Raw genomic sequence first — 24,513 nt, forward strand, 5'->3', positions numbered from 1 at the left:
CACCCAAGTCATGAATAATACTGCACTTTTCCTTCGTCTCCGTAAAGGACTGTTTATCTCTGCCCTTGCACTTACTGCACTAACCGGTTGCCAATCAGGGAAATGGGGTTTTCCTTATATCGCCCCTGTACAGCAAGGCAACTGGATCACAGAAGAAAACGTGGCACTATTACAAAAAGGCATGACTCCGGATCAGGTGCGTTACGCCTTGGGCTCACCCACCCTGACCGACATCTTCCGACCTGACCGCTGGGATTATCCTTACTACTACCAACCCGGTTATGGTGAACCGGTCTCGCGCAATTTCTCAGTCTGGTTCGTGAATGGTGTTCTGGATCGCTGGGAAGGTGATCAACAGCCCAACTTCCAACCTTACGAGCAAAAAGCGGCTGCCCGCACGGTAGAATCAACAGCCAGCACCGCAGAAGCGGCAGCCAGCCAGGTAGAAACGGCTCCCTTGGAATAAATCGTTTTCTGCAATCACCAATAATTATCAAAACCAAAGGTTAGTTACATGCGTATAGCTATTTCCGGAGCCAGCGGCCGTATGGGTCGCATGCTCATTGAAGCAGTACTTGAACACCCCGAACTTGAACTTACCGTTGCCCTTGATCACTCGGGCAGCGAACAACTGGGCACCGATGCGGGTGCATTCCTGGGCAAACCCACCGGAGTTGTCATCACCGATGATTTGTCAGCCCTGCAAAACAGTGATTGCCTCATCGACTTTACCCGCCCTGAAGGCACCCTGAAGCACCTGCAGGCTTGTGGCCAGTACAAAACCAAAGCCGTTATTGGTACCACCGGCTTTGATGCCGCCGGTATTCAGGCCATAGAAGAAGCTGCCAAAGAAAATGCGATTGTGTTCGCCCCCAACATGAGCATTGGCGTCAATGCCACCCTGCGCCTGCTTGAGCTGGCGGCACAACTATTGAATACCGGCTACGATGTGGAAGTCTATGAAGCTCACCACAAACACAAAGTGGATGCTCCTTCTGGCACTGCATTGAAAATGGGTGAAGTGATTGCCGAAACCTGGGGTAAAAAACTGGATGACATCGCCGACTGGGCCCGGCACGGTCACACGGGGGCACGCAAAGACGGACAAATCGGTTTTTCGGTTGTGCGCGGTGGCGACATCATTGGCGACCATACCGTGATGTTTTGCGGTACAGGTGAACGAATTGAAATCACCCATAAATCATCCAGTCGTGCCACATATGCCCAAGGCAGCCTGAAGGCTGCCCTGTTCCTGCAAAAACACAAAACCGGCCTGTTCAACATGCAAGACGTCATTCAGGGTTGACAAACTTTATACCTCCGCCTGCCACTGGCATTCGAGGGTGCACTTAACGTTTGAGGCCTACAAAAACCGGTTCGGGTTCCAGCAAAACACCAAATTTATTCATGACATCACCGGCAATTGCCTTTGCAATGGCAGTAATATCCGCTGCACAGGCTTTGCCGGTATTCACAATCACCAGAGCCTGTCTTGCATGCACGCCGGCATTGCCCAATTTCCGCCCTTTCCAGCCACATTGATCAATCATCCAGCCAGCGGCCAGTTTATAACGGTTATCGGGCTGCTCATAAGCAACCAAGTCCTGGAATTGCGCTTTTAACTCCCGATACTGCTGCGCAGGAACAATGGGATTTTTAAAAAAGCTGCCTGCATTACCTGTCACCTTTGGATCGGGCAATTTACGACGACGTATCTCACAAACCGCCTCAAAAATGGCTTGTGCCGTCAGTTGAGGCCTGGCAGTCTCATAGGATTGAAGATCGGGATAAGACAATACCGGCACCCATTGCTTGGGCAAACGAAACCTGACCGCCGTAATGATGAGGCCTTTACCCTCTTCATGCTTGAAGATGCTGTCACGGTAGGCAAATTGGCACTGTTGATTATTGAAGACCTGTTCTGTTTGGGTTAACGGATCGTAAGCCACCACGCTATCGAGTCGGTCTTTCACTTCCACACCATAGGCACCAATATTCTGCACAGGTGCCGCCCCCACCGTACCAGGTATTAAAGCCAGGTTTTCCAGGCCATACCAACCTTGCTGTATGCAATTAACCACAAAATCATGCCAATTTTCACCCGCAGCCGCTTCTACAATCCAGTCGCTGTCGGTTTCCTGCCAAAGGCGAATCCCTTTAAGTTGGTTATGAACAACAATTTGATCGATTTGTTCACTTAATACAACGTTACTTCCCCCACCCAGAACAAAGTAGGGGACACCCGGCTTCAACAAGTCTGAAATAGCACTTAAATCTTTTTTATTACAAAGACTTATGTAATTATTTGCCCATGATTTCAAGCCCAGTGTATTAAAACCGCTCAGGTCCTTCTGTTGTATAAAATCCATATCTTCAACTATTCAAATAACGTTTTTTTGACATTATAAAGAAATAAATGCTATTATTTTGTCTTTCTTAAGCACTTCTTGCTTATTTCGAAAAACAGGCAAATAAAAAAAGCTTGCAAAACGAAAAAAGATTGCTTATAATTTAAAACTTCACTGATTCAGCAAAACACTGAAAATTGTGAAAAATGCGGGAATAGCTCAGTTGGTAGAGCGCAACCTTGCCAAGGTTGAGGTCGCGAGTTCGAGACTCGTTTCCCGCTCCAGAATTCAAATTTGCAGGCATTTCCTGCAAATACGCAAAAAGGACCTTTCGGTCCTTTTTTTTGTTTCTGCCACATGAATGCCTTAAACCCCACAACACACTCTACCTGGCAGAATCCAAGATCATCACCGCCCCGCCACGGGCTTCTTACTTTTCCTTAACCTCCTCTTTCTCGTGCCTGTTTGCATTTACGAGGTAATTAAAGGGCAAAAAACCGGCATTCAGCTGTTTAAACATATCAGCAAACATATTATTCCATGGCATCGTATTGGCACCATCGGCCAACGCAACAGACTGCCGCTGCCATTGCTGCAATATTTCTGCCATACCCGACAGGAACAAACGCTGATTTTCAAGTGCCTGCTGGGTCAAAGCCCGATTGCCATTGGCGCATTGCGACAAACTTACCATAAGATCGTTAAAAGCCTGGCCCCGCAGGGGATCATTATTGATATTCAGCAGTTTTTCCATATTAGCCCGACTCTCACCAAAAGCCGCGGCAATGAACTCACCCCAGCGCTGATTGTTTTCCTGAAACAGCTTTCCCATTTGTCGGGACAGCTCCATATTTGCATTGAATAAATTCTGCGACAACTGACCATCAGAATAAGTTGATGCCTTGTTATTGGTTCCCATACCTGCCTCCTATAGTTATATACCAACGTCTAAAGTACACCCCCAGTGTAGTCAAAAAATATTATAAAACAATGCGTTATATCAAACTAGAGCACAACGACCGCAGCAACCATCCCTTTCAGGCCAATCCCACGCCCCCCCCTATTGCCTATTTAGCTCATATAAAACACCTAAACACCTAAACACCTAAAAATGATGCACCATTACAACAAAAACAGGTTAAAAATCTATCCAATGATAATTTTGTTGCTTATTTCACAACAAAAACTTCCATTTTGGCTTAATGGTGCTATACTCATTCTCTTATTAAGTCTTTGGCACTGAACGGCAACGATTGCATTATCCGGACCTATCAGTTGCAATGTACTAAAGGGCGCAGTAGCAAAGCGGTTATGCAGCGGATTGCAAATCCGTCTAGGGCGGTTCGACTCCGCCCTGCGCCTCCAGTCAAAGACTTGTTAAAAATGCGGGAATAGCTCAGTTGGTAGAGCGCAACCTTGCCAAGGTTGAGGTCGCGAGTTCGAGACTCGTTTCCCGCTCCAGAATTCAAAAAAAGCCCAGACAAGTGTCTGGGCTTTTTTTTCTTCCTAACGTACTTTCCGCCTAAAACACATCATTCACCATTCACGCAAGTGCCTCATGCCCGGCCATGGATTTGCTGCGAATATTGGTTTCCAACAATTTGGACAGGTTGGTAATTTCCTCATTCAAACCAAATAAAAACGCCTTGATTTGTTCGGTGTTTTTCTCTGAAAAAGAATACTGTTCGCCATCATCCTGATGTTTCTGAATATGCTCAATCTGATCAAGTAAATAATGAATATCACTGCTGGCTGGAGGAGCTGAATCAACCGTTCGATGAATAAAATACACCGTTATTTTGTCGCATAAGCGCTCGGCTCCTGCCACCAAAGGAAACCAGCTGGTGGCCTCCACGCCAACAGGTGCGGGCTCCAGCATTAAGCGATGCAGCTCTGTTCTTAAATCGGAAACCTTTTGGTAAGCGGCAATCTTTGCCTTGAATACCTCTTGGGTTATTTTTTGGAACTCAGCTTCATCGCCATTGGCACTCTGGCAGGCTGACTTTAAATAATGCTTGATGGCATTCAAGACCTCATCAAATCTTTTGCCCAGTACATTATTTTTTCTTTGTGGCCAAAGAAAATAGTTGAAGACCAGGATAATAACGCCCGCAATAATGGTATCTATGACTCTTTGGCCCGCATAATTAACCGTCATGGGACCTGTACTTAACAAATCCAGAAGCAGCAATAAGACGGCGGTAATGATGATTACCTGAGTCGCGTAAGACACCATTTTTGCCCAGGGAATCAGCGCGGCCAATATGCCAATCACAACAATTAAGGCAACCCCCTTGGGCAACAGATACAAAACCACTGTCCCGATGCATGCCCCAAAAATGGTTCCCAGACAACGCATGAGCGTTCTGGCAAACACAGAGCCAAAATCCGGTTTCATGGTTAAGGCAATCGTTAAAGGCACCCAAAACCAATGGTTTTCATGAATGACGTACCTGGTCGCAAAAGCCGCCCCCATGCAGGATGCAAACACATAGGCCTGGGTAATGACTTCTTTACCCACAATCAAGCGCTTCAAGCCCATTTGCGCCCGCTGCTTTAAGGAAGTTTTGACTGAGAACCGTTTCTGTCTTGGCAAGGAATCAGAGGCGGAAGAAGGCCAAAGACTTTCCATCAGCCGGGTAAGACTATAAACAAAACCACTGGCTTGCTCAGGAAAATCCGGTAGCGGTGGTGGTGTTTTACGCTTCCGGACAAGGGCATCTGCGATTTCCTCCAGCAAATGAGCCGAATCCGCAAGCAACTTTGTATCCTTATTAATTGCAATCAGGTGCGATAAAGTGCTGTCCAGAGCCTGTAAAAGTGCAGCCTGACGATCTGCTTCCTGACTCCGCTCAGGAAAATTCCGGTATTTGCTATTCAATAAGGCGGAATAAAGTGTGAAGTAGCTGTCCAGGGCGCCATCCAGTGTTGTCCGCACTTTTTTATCATCCACTGGTGTTGGTGAGGTTTTCCGGGATTTTATGTGTGCATAATCGGCCAGTTTTTTTATATGCTCCGAAAGCAGTAAACGTTCGGGGGCATGAGAGTCCAGCAAGGCCTGACATCCCAACAGCAACAGGTAAAACACCGTCCCCAGCTGAAAACAGAGATAGAGCTTCCAGCCCATTCCCTCTATCGGCATACCCACAATGACCGAGGCCATGACCAGGGCAATCATTGTACCAACCGAATAAGGCATGCCGTAATTGCTGATAATGGAACAAAAGAAAGCCAGCATGGCCATGATGATAATCACCACCAGCCAGGGCAGCCCCACCAAAACACCGGCAAATGCCCCCAAACCACCGATTAAGGAAGCAATGACGGTATTTTTGAACATGGCACGATAGGAAATATTACTGGCTTCACCCGCTGAAAAACAAAGCGCGGCAATACAGATGAAAACGCCCTCCAGAACATATCCGCTTAACAAGCCCAAGGCAAATGCCAGACAGACAGACAAACCCGAGCGGACCGCTTTACCCACAGGAAAATGGGCATGTTTTAACTCGATCAGCTGCCTCAACCGGGCAACAGGGCGATAGTGCGTGATGAAAATTGACATAAAAAGATGTTCTCCGTCCCCGCTTAATAAAATATGATAAGTCAATTGTGCCGATAAGAACCAAAAAAACAAGACAATAAAAATAGATGTTTTAAGCCCATATAAACAAAAAACCAAATAAATTCAATCTTGCAACAATCACACACAGCTTAAATTGGTGCTTTGCAACACCCAAGCGATGCACTTACAATCACGAAAGTTGACTGCAGCACTGCCGCTTAACCCGTGGCAAGTGCTCAACATTCCTTGGGATTATGTTGAAAGCGCCGAACAATGGCCGCATCATCCATCCACCCATACTAATAACGGGGTATTTTCATGTGGTTGATTATCCATTTTATTATCATCACAGGGCTATCGATTCGCGTCTTGCTCAGACCTCGACGTGATCCGGCATCACGTGTTGCCTGGATCCTGTTCATCATGGCCCTGCCCTATGTGGGCGCATTAACCTATCTGATGCTTGGAGAAGTCCGGCCCAACAAAGGCCGGGTACCACAAAAACTGTCTGAAAGTACCTTACCCGACTTTTTCACGCAAGCACCAAACGAGCTTATCCCGGACATCAGCGCATCGGGGTTTTCAATTGGCCAATCAATCAGTGGCTTTAAACCGGTAGGCGGCAATACCGGATATTTGCTTGATAATTCAAACGCCACCATTGACGCCATCGTTGCGGATATTGATGCCGCCCAGGAACATGTACATCTTCTTTTTTATATCTGGCTGGCCGATAACAATGGCCGCAAGGTGGTTGATGCCCTGATTCGGGCAGCCCGGCGTGGTGTCACCTGCCGCGCGATTGTGGATGATCTGGGATCACGAAATTTTATTCGCAGTGAATACTGGACGGCCATGAAAGAAGCAGGTGTACAACTGGCCCGCGCCCAGCTCATCGGCAACCTGATGTTCCGCATTCTGAAAGGACGCGTGGATATTCGCAATCACCGGAAAATCGTGGTTATTGACAACCGGGTCACCTACTGCGGCAGCCAGAACTGTGCTGATCCCGAATTCGCCATCAAGGCAAAATACGCACCCTGGGTTGATGCGGTCATTCGCCTGGAAGGTCCGGTTGTCCGGCAAAACCAGTACCTTTTCCTAACCGATTGGCTGATCTGTACCAATGAGGACTGCCGTGAACTGGCACAACGCCCCATGCCACCAGCAGAACCCGGTTTTCTTGCCCAGGTGATTGGCAGCGGCCCCGAGAATCATTATTCGGCCACGCCAGAACTGTTTGGAACCTTAATGTTCAGTGCGCGCAAAGAACTGGTTATCTCCACACCCTATTACGTCCCCGATGATTTCATGCAGGCTGCACTTTGCAGCAGTGCTCGGCGGGGAGTTGCCACCAGCATTGTCCTGCCTGCCCGCAATGACAGCTGGTTTGTAGGCGCGGCAAGCCGAAGCAATTATTCAGAATTGCTGGAAGCCGGTGTTCGCATTCATGAATACACCGGTGGCTTGCTGCACGCAAAAACACTCACGATTGATGGCGAAATGACCTTGATTGGTTCGGCAAACATGGACCGGCGCAGTTTTGAACTTAACTTTGAGAACAATATCCTGCTTCATGACCAAGGCTTGACACAGGCCATTCGTTGCAGGCAAGCTGAATATATTGCGCAGTCCAATCCGGTTAACCAGGCTGATGTGGATGCCTGGAGCATGCCCTATCGGCTGCGCAATAATGTCCTGGCCATACTCAGCCCACTACTGTAATCGCAGGCAGGCAGCACAAGCCTGCCTGCCCACAAAATTACCCATGCAATTTCCAGCTGCCCATCAGGCATGATCAATAGAAGGTGCCCGATTGAAAACCGCGGTCACTGACAGCACCAGCACGGCCAGGATTAATGGTACAAATGAAACCCAAAGCACCATATCCCAACCATAAACAGCCAGTAAATTTCCCGACGCAAACGAACCAATCGCCATGGTGCCAAAAACGATAAAATCATTAAAGGATTGCACACGGGTAGCCTCTTCTGGCCTGTGGCATTCCAGCACCATGGCTGACGCCCCCACAAAACCAAAGTTCCAGCCGACGCCCAGTAAAATCAGGGTCAGCCAGAAATGCGCGACATCGATCCCTGCCAAACCAATGATTGCCGACCCACCAATCATAAGCAAACCGACCGTTACTACACACCCCGAACCAAAACGGTTTATTAAGCGCCCGGTAAAAAAACTGGGCAAGTACATGGCAATGACATGCCACTGCATGCCCAGATTAGCCGTTTCCAGGGGATGACCACACATTTGCATCGCCAGGGGTGCCGATGTCATGATGAAATTCATCAGCATGTAAGAAACCGCAGCGCAAATCATGGCAGTAATGAAGCGGGGTTGACGTACGATGAAGGAAAGCGACCTGCCACCGGCCACTTTTTTGGCTGACGGAAGGGGCAAATGAACCCCAAACAATACCACTGCCGACAAAGCCGCCACAGCCGCCTGCACTAAATAAGTAATTGCAAACGTATAGGGCGGCCAAAAATCCATGGTGTACGTAACCAGCTGCGGCCCAATCACACCGGCCGCCACACCGCCTCCCATGACAAAAGAAAGGGACCTGGCCCGCATTGCCGGCTCAACCCCATCGGCTGCCGCAAAACGGAAAGACAGCACCACTGCGGCATACGCACCGCCAAAAAATGTTGCCAGACAAAACAGCCAGAACGAACCCAGTACGACCGCCAACGCCGACAGCAAGCCCACCAACACACCACACCCTGTACCGGCCATGAAGGCCATGCGGCGACCATAACGCCGGGCAATGCTCCCCATGGGCAGGATACATGCCGCCATACCCACGACAAAAATACTAATGGGCAAGGTTGCCAATGATTTATCAGGGGCCAAGACATTGCCAACAACGGCACCGGTTGCATAAACCACAACCGAATTGGCACCCGCCAGAGCCTGGGCCACTGTAAGACGGGCGATATTCCCACATTGCTGGTGCAGGGACAGGGCAGATGCATTATCTTCCACTGAAACGGTATCGGTATGCGACAAAATTAACCCCAGTTCTATTAAAATTACAGGAACGATATGAACTGAAAATCCCAAACTGATTGCTTTACAAGCATTTAAGCTCCCGACAGATCTTGCACACATATCGAAATAAAAAATACATATTACTAAATTTCATAAACATATATAAATAAAACATAACAACTCAATGATAATATCCTATGCATACACCCAACTACCATCATTAACCACATGCCGCCATCCCACCCCCTCCACAGAAAACAAAAAATCGGTCTCATCCTGGGAAGCGGATCCGCGCGCGGATGGTCACATATCGGGGTTATCCAGGCACTGGAAGAAGCGGGTATCAAGCCGGACATTATTTGCGGTACTTCTATTGGTGCCCTGGTTGGTGCCGCCTATGCTGCGGGTGAAATAGAGGTTTTCAGAAAATGGGTTCTGGGGCTGAGCATCAGCAATGTGCTTTCTTTCATGGATATCCGCCTGAACGGTGGGGTCCTGAAAGGCGAAAAACTCATGAATTTTTTCAAAAGCCACTTCATGGACAGAAACATCGAAGAACTCAAACTGCCATTTGGCTCGGTGGCCACTTCGCTAACCACCGGCAATGAAATCTGGATGCGCGAAGGATCCACGATCGATGCCGTCAGGGCCTCTATTGCCCTGCCCGGCTTATTCACCCCCGTTATATATGATCAGGATATCCTGGTCGATGGTGGCCTGGTTAATCCGGTACCGGTTTCCCTGGCGCGAGCCATGGGTGCCGATTTCCTGATAGCAGTCGATCTGAACTCGGATCTGATTGGACGACATTTTTACACTCCACCCGAACCCACCTTTTCTTTTGGCAGCAATGCCGCCGAATGGCTTCGCAGGATCCAGCAAAATTTTGGCATACCAGGCAACCTTCCCGAAGAAACTACCGCGCAGATGAAAAACCCGTCTTTACTCGATGTCATTGCGTCAAGCCTGAATATCATGCAGGCGCAAATCACCCGCAGCCGGATGGCCGGAGAACCGCCACATATTATTATTGCCCCGCAACTGGCCCATTTGGGTTTATTGGATTTTCACCGTGCCGCCGAAGCCATTGAGGAAGGGCGTCGTGCCGTTGAAATATGCCTGCCCGCACTGGATAAGCTGAAAAAGAAAAACAGAATCTGAGTTTTCTTTACGGCTCCCGCCTGAGCACTCGCATCATTGAACCTGCTGTCATTCAGCGACCGCAAACAGCAGCTTGATGTCGTCCTATTACGTCAAATCCTGTTCTTGTAAATGTTTTTTTCTAACAAATCGGCTATTCTTATGTCGATTAATAAACTTAAACAAGGATTGCAATATGAATTTGAAAAATTATCTAATAACAGCGCTTATCTCTTTGTTTGCCCTTACCGGTTGCAATACCGTCAAGGGACTGGGTGAAGACATTTCCGCAGGCGGGCAGGCCATCGAAAGAGCGGCACAATAAGCAGCAAGCCAAACGATAACCGGCTTAACAATGTCCGTCAGCACATAAACGCCATCTTGGCAGCCTGTAACAACAAAACGTGAAAGGAACGACATGGACAAGAACGTACTGGATGCAATCAAAAAATGGCCTGATGTTCCTGCCGTCTATGGCTGGTTATCGCTGGACCTGAACGGAAAATGGAAGCTTCATCCTGCCGGGTCTTATCAACCCGGCAAACCCGGGGAATCCATTGGCAGCCCCCAAATCAACGACTTCATCAATCGCAATTATGCGGCGACCGACAAAGGCGAATGGTTTTTCCAGAACGGTCCGCAACGTGTTTATGTTTGTCTTGATTATGCACCCCACGTATTACACCTGGCTGAAGACGGCCATACGCTTGAGGCACACACCCGTCAGAAGGTAAAAGCCGTGCAAGCCTGGTATCTGGATGAGCAGGGCTTTCTGTATGCACAAACCGATCTAGGCGCCGCCATTATTGTTGGCCGCGATACCGCCCAGATCATTAAGCACTTCGCTATCCGGAATACCTATAATCCTGGTTCCCTTCCTGGTAATCTGTCAGAAAAACTCCTGATTGAACTGGAGCAAGGACAGCAACTGGACGTCAGTTACGAACACCACCCTGAATACAATGCTCCCTTGCAACAGATTGACAGTGAACAGATCCCCGAAACAATGCATTTTATTGCCTGTCCCGTTGCGCGATAATTTTTAGCAGACCATGGCAAACTTAAGCCATAATCCATGTATCATTGTACGTATACACGAATTACCCGTATTTTATGACTTCTCACGATACTTCCTTTTATTTTCCCGCTCCGGTTGAGCAGCGTTTTTGTTCACAATGTGGCTCCATCCTATCCCGAAAAATCCCCCCTGATGACAACCGGGTGCGTGACCTTTGCGAAAACTGTGGTGCCGTTCATTACAAAAATCCATTAGTAGTGGTGGGAACGGTTCCCGTCTGGGAAGATAAAATCCTGCTCTGTCGTCGCGCCATCGAACCACGCTATAACAAATGGACCTTACCCGCTGGCTTCATGGAGCTTAGTGAAACAACCAGTGTGGGCGCCATTCGTGAGACCACGGAAGAAGCCGGGGCAGATATCACGCTTAAACAGCTTTTTACCGTGATCGATGTTATTGGTGTCAACCAGGTACACTTGTATTTTCTGGCTGAAGCCAATAGCCCAAAGCTGGATCCCGGCCCGGAAAGCCTGGAAGCCCGTTATTTTGGCATTGATGAAATTCCCTGGGATGAACTGTCCTTCCGAACCGTTACCCAAACCCTTAAACGCTATATTGAAGACAAGGAACGTGGGGTTTTCACGACTCACTACCTTTCCTTGTCCTAAGCAATGGCGCTTTTCTGGCTAGACCTGCAAACCCCGTTCCCCCCGCCCGAGCTCGCCCTTAAAGAGCCGGACGGCCTGCTGGCCTGTGGTGGTGATTTATCCATGGCTCGCATGACAAGCGCCTATCAACAGGGCATTTTCCCATGGTATTCCGAGCCACAACCCATTCTGTGGTGGAGCCCTTCCCAACGCATGGTACTCAAGTGCAAGGATTTTGTCATCTCGCACAGCCTGAAGAAAAAACTCAGGCAAATTGCCAGGCAGGAAACCCAGCCAAATCCTTTCATCCAAATCAAGGTGGATACCGCCTTTGTCCAGGTCATGCAGGCATGTGCCGCTCCACGGCAGAATCAGGCCGGCACCTGGATCAACCAGGATATTATTACCGCCTACAGCAATCTGCATTTACACGGATTCGCCCATAGTATTGAAACCTGGATAGATGGCAAACTGGCCGGAGGCCTTTACGGTGTCTCAATGGGCAAGATGTTTTATGGTGAATCCATGTTCTCCACGGTTAGCGATAGCTCCAAGATTGCCTTGGCCTATGCCGTCCGTTTCCTGACGCGTCACGGTGTGGAATGGATAGACTGCCAGCAGGAAACCAGGCACCTGGGCAGTCTTGGCGCAGCACCTGTGCCACGTAAGGCTTTTATCGAACACCTGAATAAAACCATTTTTCAAACACCGCCTCCCTGGCAAGCGGGAGTTTTACTTTCAGATGGTAATATTTCTTGAATCGGGCTTAGATATTTAAGTATAGTTAACGCATGAGCGAAATTCATGACCCCAACCTGCATGTATTGCATTACTACTTAACGGCCTCTTATCCCTGCAGTTATATTGACGGCAGGACCGCCCGTTCCCGGGTGGTTGCGCCCGGTCATCTGGTTAATGACAAGGCCTATGCCAGCTTGCTAAGGGTCGGTTTCCGCCGCAGCGGCCTGTTCACCTATAAACCCCAGTGCGACAATTGCCAGGCCTGCATATCAGTCCGTATTAATACGTTTGCTTTCAAACCAGGCTCAACGCAAAAACGCATACTAAAGCGCCATCATGATCTATCTGCCCGCAAAGTCCCCATGCAATGGCAAGACGAACATTTTATGTTGTACAGCCGCTACCAGCATGAGCGGCATCCTGGCGGCGGCATGGATGAGCATAGCCATGAGCAATATGAACAATTCCTGCTGTCAAGCCATGTCAACACCGAGCTGGTCGAGTTCCGTTCACCCGATGGCGTCCTGCGTATCGTATCGATTATTGACGTCAGTGATGACGGACTGTCTTCAGTGTATACCTTTTATGATCCTGATTACCCGGGCAGCCTGGGCACCTATTGCATTTTATGGCAGATAGAACAATGCAGGCAGCTCGGTTTGCCCTGGTTATATCTGGGATATTGGATAAAAGAAAGTCCCAAAATGTCCTATAAAACCAGATTTCAGCCGCTTCAGTACTATATAAACCAACAATGGATTGACGATATTCCCGGCCAGGAATAGTTTTCAGTGACAATAAGCATTAAAATGGGCGGATTCCATTTTATTTCACAACCATGTTCAATACCTTCAAACTTTATCCCTTTGTTCGCCCACTGCTTTTTTCAATGGACGCCGAAACGGCTCATGAAATGACATTGAAATCGTTGCAAAAAGCGCATCACTGCAAGGTTACGCGCGACTTGCTAAAAGGTAACCATACCCTGCTTCCAAGCACCCTGATGGGCCTGCCCCTGCGTAACCCCATAGGGCTGGCTGCCGGACTGGATAAAAACGGCGAATGCATTGATGCCCTTGGCCAGCTTGGCTTTGGTTTTATTGAAGTGGGCACGGTAACCCCCCGGGCCCAGCCAGGCAACCCCAAACCCCGTATGTTTCGCCTGCCACAGGCGGAATCCCTGATTAACCGGATGGGTTTTAACAACCATGGACTGGACACCTTCCTGCAAAATGTCCAAAAAAGTGAATGGCGCGCCAAAAGAGGCGTTCTGGGCCTGAATATCGGAAAAAACGCCGATACCCCGATCGAAAATGCCGCCAGCGATTACCTGATCGGACTTGAAGGTGTGTATCCCTTTGCCGATTATGTCACCATCAATATTTCCTCACCCAACACCAAGAACCTGCGTGCCTTGCAAGGGGGCGATGAATTAAGTGATTTATTGCGACAAATTGCCGACAAACGTAAAGAACTGGCCGACCATTATGGTCGCCGGGTACCGGTGGTTGTAAAAATTGCTCCCGATCTTGAGACCGAGCAAATTCAGGCAATTGCCCATATTTTGCCGCTTTATGAAATTGATGGTGTCATTGCCACCAACACCACCCTTTCACGCAACGCGGTTCAGGGTCTTAAACACAGTGAAGAAAGTGGTGGCCTGTCAGGCCCTCCGGTTCATGAACTGTCCCTCAAAGTGATTGAATCACTCAGAAAAGAAATGGGCCCGGACTTTACCATTATTGGTGTGGGCGGTATTAACTCGGGTCAGCAGGCCCTTGAAAAAATCAATGCCGGGGCCAATGCCGTGCAACTGTACACGGGCCTGATCTACCAAGGCCCCAAACTCATTGCCGATTGTGTGGATGCACTTAGAAAGTGCGATGTTTTTATGCGTAAATAAACCTTTGCACCAGGATCCGCCTTCATGGGGCCAGGATCCTGCCAACATTTTTCTCCAAAAAAAAAGAGCCCTGACGGGCTCTTTTTACTGACTGCTTAACGCAGATTAGTTACGACCACCAGAACGCTGAGCTGTTTTGGCAGCATTTGCAACGTTATTGGCAGCAGCTGTCGTAGCAGCTGTGGCTGATTCGGTAGCCTTGATCGTGGCATTGGCTGCTGCTGTCAGATTGCTTTCAGCAACTTCAACGGCCTGTTTGGCAGCTTTGTTCAAAGAATCATAAGCTGTGTTGGCAGTTGCCAGTGAGGATTTCAACAACGCAACAGCGCTTTCTGAACCTGTAGGGGCATTTTTAGCCAATTGGTCAATTGTTTCAGCGATTTGTTGTTGGCCTTCTGCAACCTGGGTTTCTGTCAGTTTGATCAACTCGTTGCTAACGTTTGAAAGAATGTCATAAACATTTTTGGTGTAAGCAATCGCTTTTTCAGCATTGGGCTGGGCCAATGAAGATACAAAAGCAACCGCTTCCTGTGGATCTTTCAATTCAGAAACCTGTTGAGACTGCTCGGCAGCCTCACCCAAAGAAGCCTTGATGACTTTCATGTTCAGGTCGACCAGTTTTTCGAAACCACCAAAGATTGAACCTTGTACGGCCACGAAAGTGTTGATGGCTGATTTTTGACGATCTAGAATTTGTTGTGGGATTGCGCTCATGGTATGTCCTTGATAGAAATAAATAAGTTTGTGAAGTAAAAAGCTGCCATATGATATAAATTGAACAGCCGGTTGCAATATCATTTTCAGGAAATTACCGCCAACCTATTTATATTGCACCGCACAATTCAAATTATACGTCTTTTCAAAAGCTGGTCAAGTCTTTTATTGTGCAATGCACAAAAAAACAATACAAAAACCGAAGAACCCAACCTCTTGAAATATAATTATTTTTTATTAAGACTTGATGACAGGCTACTTTCATAGTCCGTCCTGGCTACCTGCCCGCTTTATACTCTTCCCTGCGACACTCATACCCCAGGTCTGCCGAAATCCGGGCTGCGGTATCCGTTAACAGCTCAACCCACTCATCACGCATCCGCTCTGAAGGCGAAGAGATGGACAGGCCTGCAACCAACTTTCCACTATCATCAAAAATACCGGCAGAAATACAACGAACACCCAACTCCAGCTCTTCATTATCCCGGGCATAGCCATGACGACGCACAAAAGCCAGCTCTTTTTCCAGTCGATCAAGATCTGTCAGGCTGTTACCGGTCGTACCGCCAAGACCGGTTCGCAATGCATATGCGCGTACCGTCCTGGGCTCGGCCGCTGCCAGAAAAAGCTTGCCAACCGACGTCAGGTGCAAAGGTGCACGACCACCAATAGCACGAACCACCTGCATGCCAGAGCGTTCACTCCAGGCCCGGTCTATATAAACAATATCATCGCCCTGCTGAATGGATAAATTGATGGTTTGCCCGGTAAGACGATGCAACGTCTGCATGTGTTCATGGGCGATTTCCCTCACGTTCAGCCTGTCTTTAACCAGGGAACCCAGCTCTAACAGACGCATGCCAAGCTGGTACATGCCGTTATTAACCCTGTCCACATAGCGACCGGCAGCAAGATCATTCAAAATACGGTGCGCGGTTGACGAGTGCAAGTTGGACAAGGCGGCAATTTCTTTCAGGGAGACAGGCTCATCCTGCTCGGCAAGTACATCAAGCAGTTTCATGGCCCGTTCCAGAACCTGGATGGTGATATCAGAAGAAGAAGGTTTAACCGGAGGTACGATTGAACTCTTGGCAGTCATGGCAATAACTTTGAATGTTGCAATGCAATATATTTTATCCCATCATGTGGAAAGAAGCCATGCTTATCTTGATACAGACAAGCATCACTTCTTATGCTTATATCCCTTGCCTTTGCAAGGCCACAGGGACATTAATGACTGAACCGTCCTCCGGCCCTGAGAATTTCTCCTTTCAAATAGGAAAAAGCCTCTTGAACAGCGGGTGACGGCCCTTTGACGCCCAAGTCAACAAAGGGCGGATTATTATCTTTGGCCACGGTCGGCAAACTGAAAGTCTTGACCCCCGGCCAGTTGGTTTCGATGAACTCCAATGCCGGTGTGATACGGGACTCGGGCAATGAATATGCCAGAATGGAGTGTTCTTCTACACGCTGAAGGTTATGATATTGTGCATACCGTTGGTCAAGTGTCCATTCGATCATGGGCCAGGCCATTTCAGGAAAACCGGGTACAAAGGTATGGTCCTGAATGAAAAAACCCGGAATTTTATTATAGGGGTTGGGCACGATTTCGGCCCCTTTGGGAAATACCCCCATAGCCAGCCGGCGCTGGTTTTCGGGCGTACCCATATCTATGCTGCCACGTCCTTCTTTGGCCAACTCCTGAAAACGTGAGGTAATGAGCTTGGCGGCGATGGGGTGCAACTCCAATTCAACACCCAAGGCCAACGCAACGGCATCCCGAGTCTTGTCATCGGGAGTGGCCCCAATGCCACCGCAAGAAAACACAATATCGCCCGAAGCAAAGCTGCGTTTATATTCCTGTACAAGCGTATCCAGATCATCGGGCAAAAACCGGGCCCATGACAACTGCATGCCCCTTCGAGACAGCATCGAAATCACTGTTGACAAGTGCTTGTCTTGGCGACGTCCGGACAGGATTTCATCACCGATGATAAACAGACCTATTTTTCTTATCGAGTTATTACTCATATTTCTCACCTTTTGAGCGGCTTGGCTCGAATACCAAATTACTGCATAAATGATTGATTAAGAAAGCACATAAATTTTGACTTAAAAACAATTATTGTTTTATGATGATAAGCCAATCGGCCGCGGAAAAACAGCGTCTGACACCTTGCTGGCGTTGTTTTTCATGCATGCTCGCCTTTTTCCGGCTATTATTGATTATGTTCATTCAAAATCCAAGTCAACACGCTTCCACTATTACACAAACACTTCATAATCCCAATGTCTGGCTCATCGCATGCTATTGCGCGCAGTGGTGCGGCACATGCAAAGAATACTTTACGGCATTTGAAGCATTAAGCCAGCGTTTTCCCCAACACCTTTTTGTTTGGGTGGACATAGAAGAAGAGCCCGAATTGCTGGATGATATTGATATTGAGAACTTTCCCACGCTCTTGATCCAAATCGAAGGAAAGAATCATTTTTTTGGCACCATGCTGCCTTACATCAGCCACCTGGAGCGAATATTGCAAAGCATCCGCCCCGATAGCCCTGTTCAGCCAGATGGCCCCGCTGCGTTCAGTCACCTGATTCAGCAGGCTTGATATTTTTAGGACGCCCACCTAACAAGACCGCCAACTGTGGCTGTTTGGACGTGGCATGGTGCTCCATCCATTTTTGCTCCTGTTGCAGCCGTTGCGCTTCTTTATGCGGATCCTTGACCGCAGGCTCGTAAGGCTTGAAGAAAAAATCATCGATAGGCGCCGGTCTTGATGCAGGAAAAGTCCGTTTAAAACGCTCTCCTTTACCACGTGCACGCGAATCACCACTCGTACTGGCATGGCCACGATGCTGGAATACTTCAGGAATATTAAGAGTGCCACGAGGCACTTTAATCTTGATAAGCTTTTCGATATCTTCAAGCAGCTTTTCCTCATGATCGGTATACAGGGCAATGGCCTCACCGGAAGCCCCCGCCCTGCCCGTACGTCCGATACGGTGCACGTAATCTTCAGGGTTAAAGGGAAGATCAACGTTAATCACACAGGGCAAACCGGCCACATCAAGGCCACGCGCCGCAACGTCGGTCGCCACCAGTACGGTGGTTTCACCCGATTTGAAGGACTCCAGTGCCTTGATCCGCTCGAGCTGGGATTTGTCACCATGGATGGATTCTGCCTTAATGCCTTCCTTGACCAGTTCATGCGTTAAACGGCTGGCACCAATTTTGGTATTGACAAAAATAATGACCTGGCTGAGGCTGCGTGATTTGAGCAAATACAGGACTGCGGCCTGCTTGTTATTGCCGGATACCGGGTAGGCAATCTGGGTCACGTTTTCGGCCGTGGCATTTTGCGGCGCCACATTGATTTCAATGGGCGATTTCAGGAATGAACGCGCCAGTTTCCTGATTTCACCACTAAACGTGGCAGAAAAAAGCAGACTTTGGCGGGATTTTGGCAACAATTTGACAATGCGCTCAAGATCGGGCAAAAAGCCCATATCCAGCATCCTGTCGGCCTCGTCAAGAACCAGGGTATTCACCTGGGACAGATTGATGGTTTTTTGTTCTATGTGATCCAGCAATCGGCCAGGCGTGGCAATCACCAGCTCACATCCTTTGCGCAGCTCTTCTTTTTGGGCGGAAATATCCACGCCTCCAAATACCACAGCCACACGCAAGGGGCAACTTTCGCTGTAACGCTTGACACTGTCAGCCACCTGATCGGCCAACTCGCGGGTGGGGGCTAAAATAAGTGCACGCACCGGATGCCTGGCAGGCGAAGTACTGTGACTGGCATAGGGCATTAAACGATGTAACAGGGGTAATGTAAAGGCCGCGGTTTTACCGGTTCCGGTTTGGGCAGCCCCCATAACATCACGGCCATCGATAATAGCGGGTATGGCCTGGGCCTGAATAGGTGTGGCGACCGTATAACCACTCGCTGAAATGGCCTTTAAGAGATCGGGGTGAAGACCAAATTCGCTGAAAGACTTTGCACTTTCAGTATTGGCATTAGAGGTATCCGTCATTGGGTCCTGAACAATAAAATAAAATATCCGTGTTTGCAAAAAATGCAAAAAATAACTATTAACCGCTTATTTTACTACTCTGGCATCCCATAATAGCCGATTCACGAAAGTCCGGGCTGAATTTATCCAAAAAACCAGCGTAACAACCATAAAGTTCCCATCCCGACCGCAATCAACACCAGGATACTGCGGAAGCGGAAAAACGCCAGTCCGGCAGCAACACCCGCAAACAACTCCGGCCCTATATGCGGCATTTCGCCTTGTGCCCAAGGCAGCAGACTGGGCACGATAATAGCCACCAGTGCGGCAACGGGCGCATAACGCAAACTGCTTTTTACATTGTCGGACAAGGGAATAAAGCCGCCAATCAGCAAGTAACCCACCCGGGTGATAAACGCACACAACACCATCAGGGCGGTGGCCTTCAATACGTATTCAACACTCATTTTGCACCGCCTTTTCTGGCTTTCCTGTCCTTTTTGCCATATTTTTCAGCCAGCACGCCTGCCACCACACCCACAATAATTGCCACAAACAGGCCAAGCCTGAAAGGTAACTGTTGCCCCATCCAGGAGGCGGTCCCTGCCGCCAGGACCGTAACCAGCATGGGTTGCGTCCGGACCATGGGAATAACAATGGCCAACAAAGTAAAAACACCGGCATATTCAAGCGACCAGGAACCAGGGATATAACTGCCAACATAGATGCCCAGAACGGTTGACACCTGCCAAACCAGCCATAACAGGATGGAGGCCGACATAAAATAACCGTAGTACATGCCTATCCGTCCAGGCCGCTGCGTGCGAAACCGGTTCATGAACAGGACAAACCCGATATCGGTTAGAAAATACCCGACCACAATTCGTCGCAAAACAGAAAAATGCCTGAAATAAGGATACAAACTGGCACCAAAGATAATAAAGCGCAAATTCACAACCATGGCGGCAAAAAAAACCGCCCACAAGGGCGCATTCAGGGCCATCAACGGTGCTACCGTCAGCTGCAGTGAACCGGCATAAACCAGGAAAGACATCAGTACAGCTTGCCAGGCAGCCAGTCCATAATTCACCATGGCAACCCCTGACACAAACCCCCACACAGACAGGGCAAACAGATTGGGCGCCATATGCCTGCTGCCCATTAACCAGGCCATTTTTTTAATTGAAAGCCGGGTAGGCAGCGATTTAACGCCTATAGATAACTGCACAGACAAAACGACTTCCTTGTACAATGATTGAAATTATTAACCGTAAAGCGAATTCTAGCAAAGCCAGGATGTTTTCATTAAAATAAGACCAGGTTTCATCCAGAAACAGGCCTGTTTTGCAGTATTTGCGTCCAAGCCCTGTATTTGTAAAGATTTTATGTTTCGGCTATCGCATGCCCAGAAGGAAAAAAATGTCATCTCAAGCAACACAAGACCCCGTTATTGTTACTGCACAAGATCTGCCCTTGCATTGCCCTGGCCCCAACGCCCCCCGTTGGAGCCTGCACCCTCGTGTGTTCCTTGACGTCACCAAAACCGGTGAAGTCAGTTGCCCGTACTGTGGCACCCATTACAAACTGAAAGAAGGCGAAAAAGTGCATGGGCACTAAAACACCCGGCGCCATCAAACGCAGTGTTTTTACCAGCCCTGCCGAGGTTGAGCAATCTTTTTACGAGGCGCTTCGCGAAGCTGACCTGGATAAACTCATGCAAACCTGGGCAGATGACGAAGATATTGTCTGCATCCACCCCAATGGTGAACGTCTGGTTGGCCAACAGGCCATCCAGACTTCCTGGAAAGAAATTCTTTCAAAAGGCCCCCTTAGCATCGAAGCAAAAATACCGGTCATTTTCCATCATGGCATGATCGTTATTCATACCGTTCTCGAACGGCATTACTTTGCTACCTCAATGGGGCAAAAAGAAATGCTTTGCCATGTCACCAATATTTATCAAAAGAGCCGTAACGGCTGGCACATGATCCTGCACCATGCTTCCCTGGCCCCGCCAGATACCGTGCTTGAGGATACGCATCCGACAGTCAGCATGCTGCTCCATTAACCCTTTACTTACCCGTCGCCCTTGAATACCCAGCTGGATCTTAGTGCCTGCCCGTCGCCAAAATGGTTACCCGACGGACAGTCGCAAACCATTTTTGCATCCCGGTTCGTGCCCCGGCCCTCTATCTTCTATGCCCGTGAAAGAATCATTACCACCGATAATGATTTCATTGACATCGACTGGAATATTCCCGGCCAGCATCCGCTTGTCCCTGCTGACAATATGCCCGCTACCTCTACAATCTACCGGAAAGGACAAGGCACGAACCCAGGCAGCCAGACGGACACACCTCCCGCCCTGGTCCTGTTTCACGGTCTGGAAGGCAGCAGCCAAAGCCATTATGCCCGTGCCATTTGCCATTATTTCCGGCAAAAGAACTGGGTGGTCGCGGTTGCCCATTTCCGTGGCTGTTCGGGTGAAGCCAACAAACTGCCCCGCTCCTACTTCTCTGGTGACTCTGCCGATATCCACACTATTTTCAAGCATGTACGCCACCACCTGCCCAATGTGCGCTGGCATGCCTGCGGCATTTCCATGGGTGGCAATGCACTGCTGAAATACACCGGCGAACAACAGGAAAGCCTAAGCTGGCTTCAGGCCGTGGCAGGCATATCTGTGCCCCTGGACCTGCTGGCAACCGGAAAACAGCTGGAAACCGGTTTTTTTGGTCGTTTCGTGTATACGCCACATTTTTTACAAACCATGAAAAAGAAAATCCGGGAAAAAAGCCGGCAATTTCCCAACGACATTAATATCCAGAAAATTCTGCAGGCCAAAACCCTGTTTGAATTTGATGATGCCTATACGGCACCGATACATGGTTTCAAGGGCGCGCTTGACTACTGGACCCGCTGTTCAAGCAAACCATTTCTTAAAGACATCCGTATTCCTGCCCTGGTCCTGAATGCCAGAAACGACCCATTCATCCCAGAGAACTCGCTACCCGGCCTCAGGGATATTTCTGCCTCTGTCACCCTGCATCTGCCTAAAACAGGCGGCCATGCCGGTTTTTCAACCGGCGCCTTCCCCTCAAACTTTAACTGGTTGACTCACCGGCTTGAGAAATTTTTCTGTCAGGGCAGCTAATGCACGCTGGCCGGCAGACGCCCCACTTCCCTGCCTCTGAAGGTTGTACGCAAACGCCCCTTGGCCGACAGCCGCATCATATTGGCCAAGGCCACCAGCAAACCGAAAGACTCTACCAAAGCGGCCGGAATCCACATGGTCAGTCCCCCAATACTTTGATCTTGCAGGGCGCTCATGGGCAAAGCCCGGCCACAAAGATCAAACAGAGGGTATAGATCAACGGAGGTAAAGGCAATATAAGCCCCTGCCACCATTTGCGGCAACATGGTCAAAATGGGGGAAAGCACCCGAGCTCCGGGTGACATGACCGCAGGCGAACCGCCTTTGACACACCACTGCCCCAGGCAACCCAACCAGGTTTTAGCCGTCAACAACGGCGGATTGGAGGGGCGACGATCCAGCACCAGGTTCCAGTACATAAAGCCGCTAATAACGACCGACCAGTTCATGAGCCGGTACAGTTTCCAATCGAGCATGGAATAAAACTGTATCGTGGGATCCAGCCAGACCAACACCAACATGATAAACAGGACCGGCACAAAAATTTTATTGGTCAGGACACCTTCAATGAAACGGCCGGAAAAAGTCTGACGGAAATCCTTGAGCCAGACTCTTGTCCGCAAAGGCAGCCCAGCACGCATGACCTGACCCGGATAAGCCGCCATGACAATAAGTGGTCCCAAATGGTGCAGCACCACATGTTGTATGCGGTGAATGAAAAACATACGCTCGGCGTAGTAGTCGATATGCGTATGCAAAGACAGGTAAATCATGAAAAACCCGATCCAGAACAGCCATTGCCGGGTACGGGTCACTTTGTGCACGGCCGTGCCGCGCATGAATAAAATACCACACACCAGAAAAGCGATGACCAGGGTGGGAGAAAACTCCCATGGCTGCAGCCAATGCATCAGGTCCAGATTCATAAACCACCGATCGAAAAAAATTAATTAAACTATTATAATCATGCAGATAGCGTATTGTAATGGCTGCCGGCCCGTTTTCGGGATAATCACCAAAAGCGCAAAAAAATGAAATTGTCGCCGAACGGCTCAAAAGAAGCGCTAAAATATGGCCATCATGGAAGAATTTGATTTTGATATTGCGATCCTGGGCGCCGGTCCTGCCGGCTGTGCGCTGGCCTGTACACTGGCTTCGGTCAGTCAGGGTTCTTTGCGTATTGCCCTTTTCCAGGGTATCAGCAAGCAGCATGACCCCGCCAAAGACACCCGCGTCCTGGCGCTCAATCACGGCAGCCAGGTTTTTCTTGAAAAGCACCGTCTTTGGCCCGACCACAGCGCGCCCATAGAAACCGTTCATGTTTCACAAAAAAACCGCCTGGGTCGCACGCTCATTTCAAGCAAGGATTTTAACGTACCCATGCTGGGTAGCGTGGTTGCCTATGCGCAATTGTATCGCAAACTGCAAGAGCGGCTTCAGCAGTTACCGGTTACGATGCTTAGTGGTGAACTGGCCAGTGCCACCCAGGAAAACGGCAATGCCCCGGTTATTGTCACGCAAGGCGAAAAAACCTGGCGTACCCGTATCGCGATCCAATGTGACGGTATCAAACCCAAAGGCATTCACCGCGAATATAACCAGCATGCGCTAATCACCTCGGCACGTGCACAATTCCCCAAACCCGGATGGGCCTGGGAGCGCTTCACCCGGGAAGGCCCCCTGGCTGTTCTGCCGCACCCCATTTACAAGGATGCCCAATCCATTGTTTGGTGTACCTCGCCAGCGCGCGCGCAGGAATTGGCCGAACTGGACGACGCCATGTTCTCCCAAACCCTGACCCAGCATTTTGGTGAGCGGCTGGGCTTACTAAGCGTACTGGAAAAGCGCACTGTTTTCCCGCTTCACTTAAGCGCCAGCAAAAATACGGTTAACGGGCATATCGCCACGCTTGGCAATGCGGCCCAAACCCTTCACCCGGTTGCCGGACAGGGCCTGAATCTGGGTCTTCGCGATGTAGCCACCCTGGTCCACTGCCTTAAGCCCTGGATGCTTGACACCCACCAGGATGCCGCCCCCTTCCTTGACAACTTTGCCAACAGCCGCAAACTTGACCGCAGAATAACCTGTGAACTGACCGACTTCCTGCCACGTATTTTCACAACCGGCAACCCGCTGGTCGAACATGCCTGCGGCTTAAGCCTGCTGGGCATGGACCTGATCAAGCCCCTGCGCCAACCACTGGCACTGCATTTGTTACAGGGCTTCAGAAACTGAATTTTCCGGAAAATCGCTCATT

26 protein-coding genes and 3 tRNA genes are annotated in these 24,513 nt (G+C 49.2%); 18 read left to right on the forward strand and 11 right to left on the reverse strand.

The features are described from left to right. Nucleotides 1–10: 10 nt before the first annotated feature. Nucleotides 11–466 carry an outer membrane protein assembly factor BamE gene (locus HCX92_RS12475; RefSeq protein ID WP_169295294.1) on the forward strand — a complete coding sequence of 152 codons (456 nt, stop codon included), beginning with the start codon at nt 11–13 and terminating at the stop codon, nt 464–466. A gap of 48 nt (nt 467–514) precedes the next feature. Then, nucleotides 515–1,306 (forward strand): 4-hydroxy-tetrahydrodipicolinate reductase, encoded by a 792-nt coding sequence (gene dapB / locus HCX92_RS12480; protein ID WP_169295295.1) that lies wholly within the window; start codon nt 515–517, stop codon nt 1,304–1,306. 43 nt (nt 1,307–1,349) lie between these two features. Here the strand turns inward: dapB and murB are convergent, their stop codons facing one another. Beyond that, nucleotides 1,350–2,369: a UDP-N-acetylmuramate dehydrogenase gene (gene murB / locus HCX92_RS12485; RefSeq protein WP_169295296.1), complete on the reverse strand. Its 1,020-nt coding sequence runs from the start codon at nt 2,367–2,369 to the stop codon at nt 1,350–1,352. A 187-nt stretch (nt 2,370–2,556) separates the two neighbouring features. Between murB and HCX92_RS12490 the strand changes: the two genes are divergently transcribed. After that, nucleotides 2,557–2,632, forward strand: a tRNA-Gly gene (locus HCX92_RS12490). Between the two features lie 146 nt (nt 2,633–2,778). Here the strand turns inward: HCX92_RS12490 and HCX92_RS12495 are convergent. Then, nucleotides 2,779–3,267 (reverse strand): hypothetical protein, encoded by a 489-nt coding sequence (locus HCX92_RS12495; protein WP_169295297.1) that lies wholly within the window; start codon nt 3,265–3,267, stop codon nt 2,779–2,781. A 372-nt stretch (nt 3,268–3,639) separates the two neighbouring features. On the opposite strand from HCX92_RS12495, the gene HCX92_RS12500 reads away from it, so the two are divergent. Together HCX92_RS12500 and HCX92_RS12505 are read left to right on the forward strand one after the other, a co-directional pair. Continuing rightward, nucleotides 3,640–3,713, forward strand: a tRNA-Cys gene (locus HCX92_RS12500). A 20-nt stretch (nt 3,714–3,733) separates the two neighbouring features. Then, nucleotides 3,734–3,809, forward strand: a tRNA-Gly gene (locus HCX92_RS12505). Between the two features lie 82 nt (nt 3,810–3,891). Here HCX92_RS12505 and HCX92_RS12510 read toward each other — a convergent pair. Further along, nucleotides 3,892–5,913, reverse strand: coding sequence for an FUSC family protein (locus HCX92_RS12510; protein WP_169295298.1), 2,022 nt, complete (start codon nt 5,911–5,913; stop codon nt 3,892–3,894). Between the two features lie 318 nt (nt 5,914–6,231). Here HCX92_RS12510 and cls point away from each other — a divergent pair, with 318 nt between their 5' ends. Beyond that, a complete protein-coding gene (cls, locus tag HCX92_RS12515) occupies nt 6,232–7,638 on the forward strand; it encodes a cardiolipin synthase (protein WP_169295299.1) in 1,407 nt (468 codons plus the stop codon). 63 nt (nt 7,639–7,701) lie between these two features. Here the strand turns inward: cls and HCX92_RS12520 are convergent, their stop codons facing one another. Next, the gene (locus HCX92_RS12520) at nt 7,702–8,937 is read right to left on the reverse strand and encodes an MFS transporter (protein ID WP_371808421.1); all 1,236 of its coding nucleotides are present in this window, start codon (nt 8,935–8,937) and stop codon (nt 7,702–7,704) included. A gap of 210 nt (nt 8,938–9,147) precedes the next feature. Between HCX92_RS12520 and rssA the strand changes: the two genes are divergently transcribed. From rssA to HCX92_RS12555, 7 genes are all read left to right on the forward strand, one after another. Further along, nucleotides 9,148–10,080 (forward strand): patatin-like phospholipase RssA, encoded by a 933-nt coding sequence (gene rssA, locus HCX92_RS12525; protein WP_169295301.1) that lies wholly within the window; start codon nt 9,148–9,150, stop codon nt 10,078–10,080. A gap of 175 nt (nt 10,081–10,255) precedes the next feature. After that, complete coding sequence (locus HCX92_RS12530) at nt 10,256–10,384, forward strand: entericidin A/B family lipoprotein (protein WP_211182397.1); 129 nt, start codon at nt 10,256–10,258, stop codon at nt 10,382–10,384. Nucleotides 10,385–10,477: 93 nt separating this feature from the next. Continuing rightward, entirely contained in the window at nt 10,478–11,098 is a 621-nt protein-coding gene (locus HCX92_RS12535) for a DUF2946 family protein (protein WP_169295302.1), read from the forward strand. A 74-nt stretch (nt 11,099–11,172) separates the two neighbouring features. After that, nucleotides 11,173–11,745, forward strand: a complete 573-nt coding sequence (locus HCX92_RS12540) for an NUDIX hydrolase (RefSeq protein ID WP_169295303.1) — start codon at nt 11,173–11,175, stop codon at nt 11,743–11,745. Nucleotides 11,746–11,748: 3 nt separating this feature from the next. Further along, nucleotides 11,749–12,483, forward strand: a complete 735-nt coding sequence (aat, locus tag HCX92_RS12545; RefSeq protein WP_169295304.1) for a leucyl/phenylalanyl-tRNA--protein transferase — start codon at nt 11,749–11,751, stop codon at nt 12,481–12,483. Between the two features lie 32 nt (nt 12,484–12,515). Then, nucleotides 12,516–13,250, forward strand: coding sequence for an arginyltransferase (locus tag HCX92_RS12550; RefSeq protein ID WP_169295305.1), 735 nt, complete (start codon nt 12,516–12,518; stop codon nt 13,248–13,250). Nucleotides 13,251–13,303: 53 nt separating this feature from the next. After that, nucleotides 13,304–14,368: a quinone-dependent dihydroorotate dehydrogenase gene (locus tag HCX92_RS12555; RefSeq protein WP_169295306.1), complete on the forward strand. Its 1,065-nt coding sequence runs from the start codon at nt 13,304–13,306 to the stop codon at nt 14,366–14,368. A gap of 105 nt (nt 14,369–14,473) precedes the next feature. Here HCX92_RS12555 and phaP read toward each other — a convergent pair whose 3' ends face one another. The 3 genes from phaP to HCX92_RS12570 all read right to left on the reverse strand — a co-directional run bounded on the left by phaP (nt 14,474) and on the right by HCX92_RS12570 (nt 17,113). Beyond that, nucleotides 14,474–15,082 (reverse strand): TIGR01841 family phasin, encoded by a 609-nt coding sequence (gene phaP, locus HCX92_RS12560; RefSeq protein ID WP_169295379.1) that lies wholly within the window; start codon nt 15,080–15,082, stop codon nt 14,474–14,476. 277 nt (nt 15,083–15,359) lie between these two features. After that, the gene (locus HCX92_RS12565) at nt 15,360–16,181 is read right to left on the reverse strand and encodes an IclR family transcriptional regulator (RefSeq protein ID WP_169295307.1); all 822 of its coding nucleotides are present in this window, start codon (nt 16,179–16,181) and stop codon (nt 15,360–15,362) included. Nucleotides 16,182–16,312: 131 nt separating this feature from the next. Then, nucleotides 16,313–17,113 (reverse strand): molybdopterin-binding protein, encoded by an 801-nt coding sequence (locus HCX92_RS12570; RefSeq protein WP_169295308.1) that lies wholly within the window; start codon nt 17,111–17,113, stop codon nt 16,313–16,315. Nucleotides 17,114–17,310: 197 nt separating this feature from the next. On the opposite strand from HCX92_RS12570, the gene HCX92_RS12575 reads away from it, so the two are divergent. Further along, on the forward strand, nt 17,311–17,694 hold the full coding sequence (locus tag HCX92_RS12575; RefSeq protein WP_169295309.1) for a thioredoxin family protein: 384 nt from the start codon (nt 17,311–17,313) through the stop codon (nt 17,692–17,694). On the opposite strand, the gene HCX92_RS12580 is transcribed toward HCX92_RS12575, so the two are convergent. From HCX92_RS12580 to HCX92_RS12590, 3 genes are all read right to left on the reverse strand, one after another. After that, nucleotides 17,669–19,123, reverse strand: a complete 1,455-nt coding sequence (locus tag HCX92_RS12580; protein WP_169295310.1) for a DEAD/DEAH box helicase — start codon at nt 19,121–19,123, stop codon at nt 17,669–17,671. The two genes, HCX92_RS12575 and HCX92_RS12580, sit on opposite strands and share 26 nt — an antisense overlap. Before the next feature lie 122 nt (nt 19,124–19,245). Then, nucleotides 19,246–19,569, reverse strand: a complete 324-nt coding sequence (locus tag HCX92_RS12585) for an AzlD domain-containing protein (RefSeq protein ID WP_169295311.1) — start codon at nt 19,567–19,569, stop codon at nt 19,246–19,248. After that, on the reverse strand, nt 19,566–20,330 hold the full coding sequence (locus HCX92_RS12590; RefSeq protein WP_343212452.1) for an AzlC family ABC transporter permease: 765 nt from the start codon (nt 20,328–20,330) through the stop codon (nt 19,566–19,568). Before HCX92_RS12590 ends, HCX92_RS12585 begins: the two co-directional genes overlap by 4 nt. 191 nt (nt 20,331–20,521) lie before the next feature. Between HCX92_RS12590 and HCX92_RS12595 the strand changes: the two genes are divergently transcribed. From HCX92_RS12595 to HCX92_RS12605, 3 genes are read left to right on the forward strand one after another with little or no spacing between them, the layout of a single operon-like run. Then, nucleotides 20,522–20,719, forward strand: a complete 198-nt coding sequence (locus HCX92_RS12595) for a zinc-finger domain-containing protein (protein ID WP_169295312.1) — start codon at nt 20,522–20,524, stop codon at nt 20,717–20,719. After that, entirely contained in the window at nt 20,709–21,170 is a 462-nt protein-coding gene (locus HCX92_RS12600; RefSeq protein ID WP_169295313.1) for a nuclear transport factor 2 family protein, read from the forward strand. The genes HCX92_RS12595 and HCX92_RS12600 overlap by 11 nt, the downstream gene beginning before the upstream one ends. A gap of 21 nt (nt 21,171–21,191) precedes the next feature. Next, the gene (locus HCX92_RS12605) at nt 21,192–22,256 is read left to right on the forward strand and encodes a YheT family hydrolase (RefSeq protein WP_169295314.1); all 1,065 of its coding nucleotides are present in this window, start codon (nt 21,192–21,194) and stop codon (nt 22,254–22,256) included. Here HCX92_RS12605 and HCX92_RS12610 read toward each other — a convergent pair. Further along, nucleotides 22,253–23,182, reverse strand: coding sequence for a cytochrome c oxidase assembly protein (locus tag HCX92_RS12610; protein WP_211182398.1), 930 nt, complete (start codon nt 23,180–23,182; stop codon nt 22,253–22,255). The two genes, HCX92_RS12605 and HCX92_RS12610, sit on opposite strands and share 4 nt — an antisense overlap. A 154-nt stretch (nt 23,183–23,336) precedes the next feature. Here HCX92_RS12610 and HCX92_RS12615 point away from each other — a divergent pair, with 154 nt between their 5' ends. Continuing rightward, complete coding sequence (locus HCX92_RS12615) at nt 23,337–24,491, forward strand: FAD-dependent monooxygenase (protein WP_169295382.1); 1,155 nt, start codon at nt 23,337–23,339, stop codon at nt 24,489–24,491. Nucleotides 24,492–24,513 lie beyond the last annotated feature (22 nt).

Origin of the sequence: Advenella sp. EE-W14 (assembly GCF_012923605.1) — a bacterium.
In the GTDB taxonomy this organism is placed as follows: Bacteria; Pseudomonadota; Gammaproteobacteria; order Burkholderiales; family Burkholderiaceae_B; genus Advenella; species Advenella alkanexedens.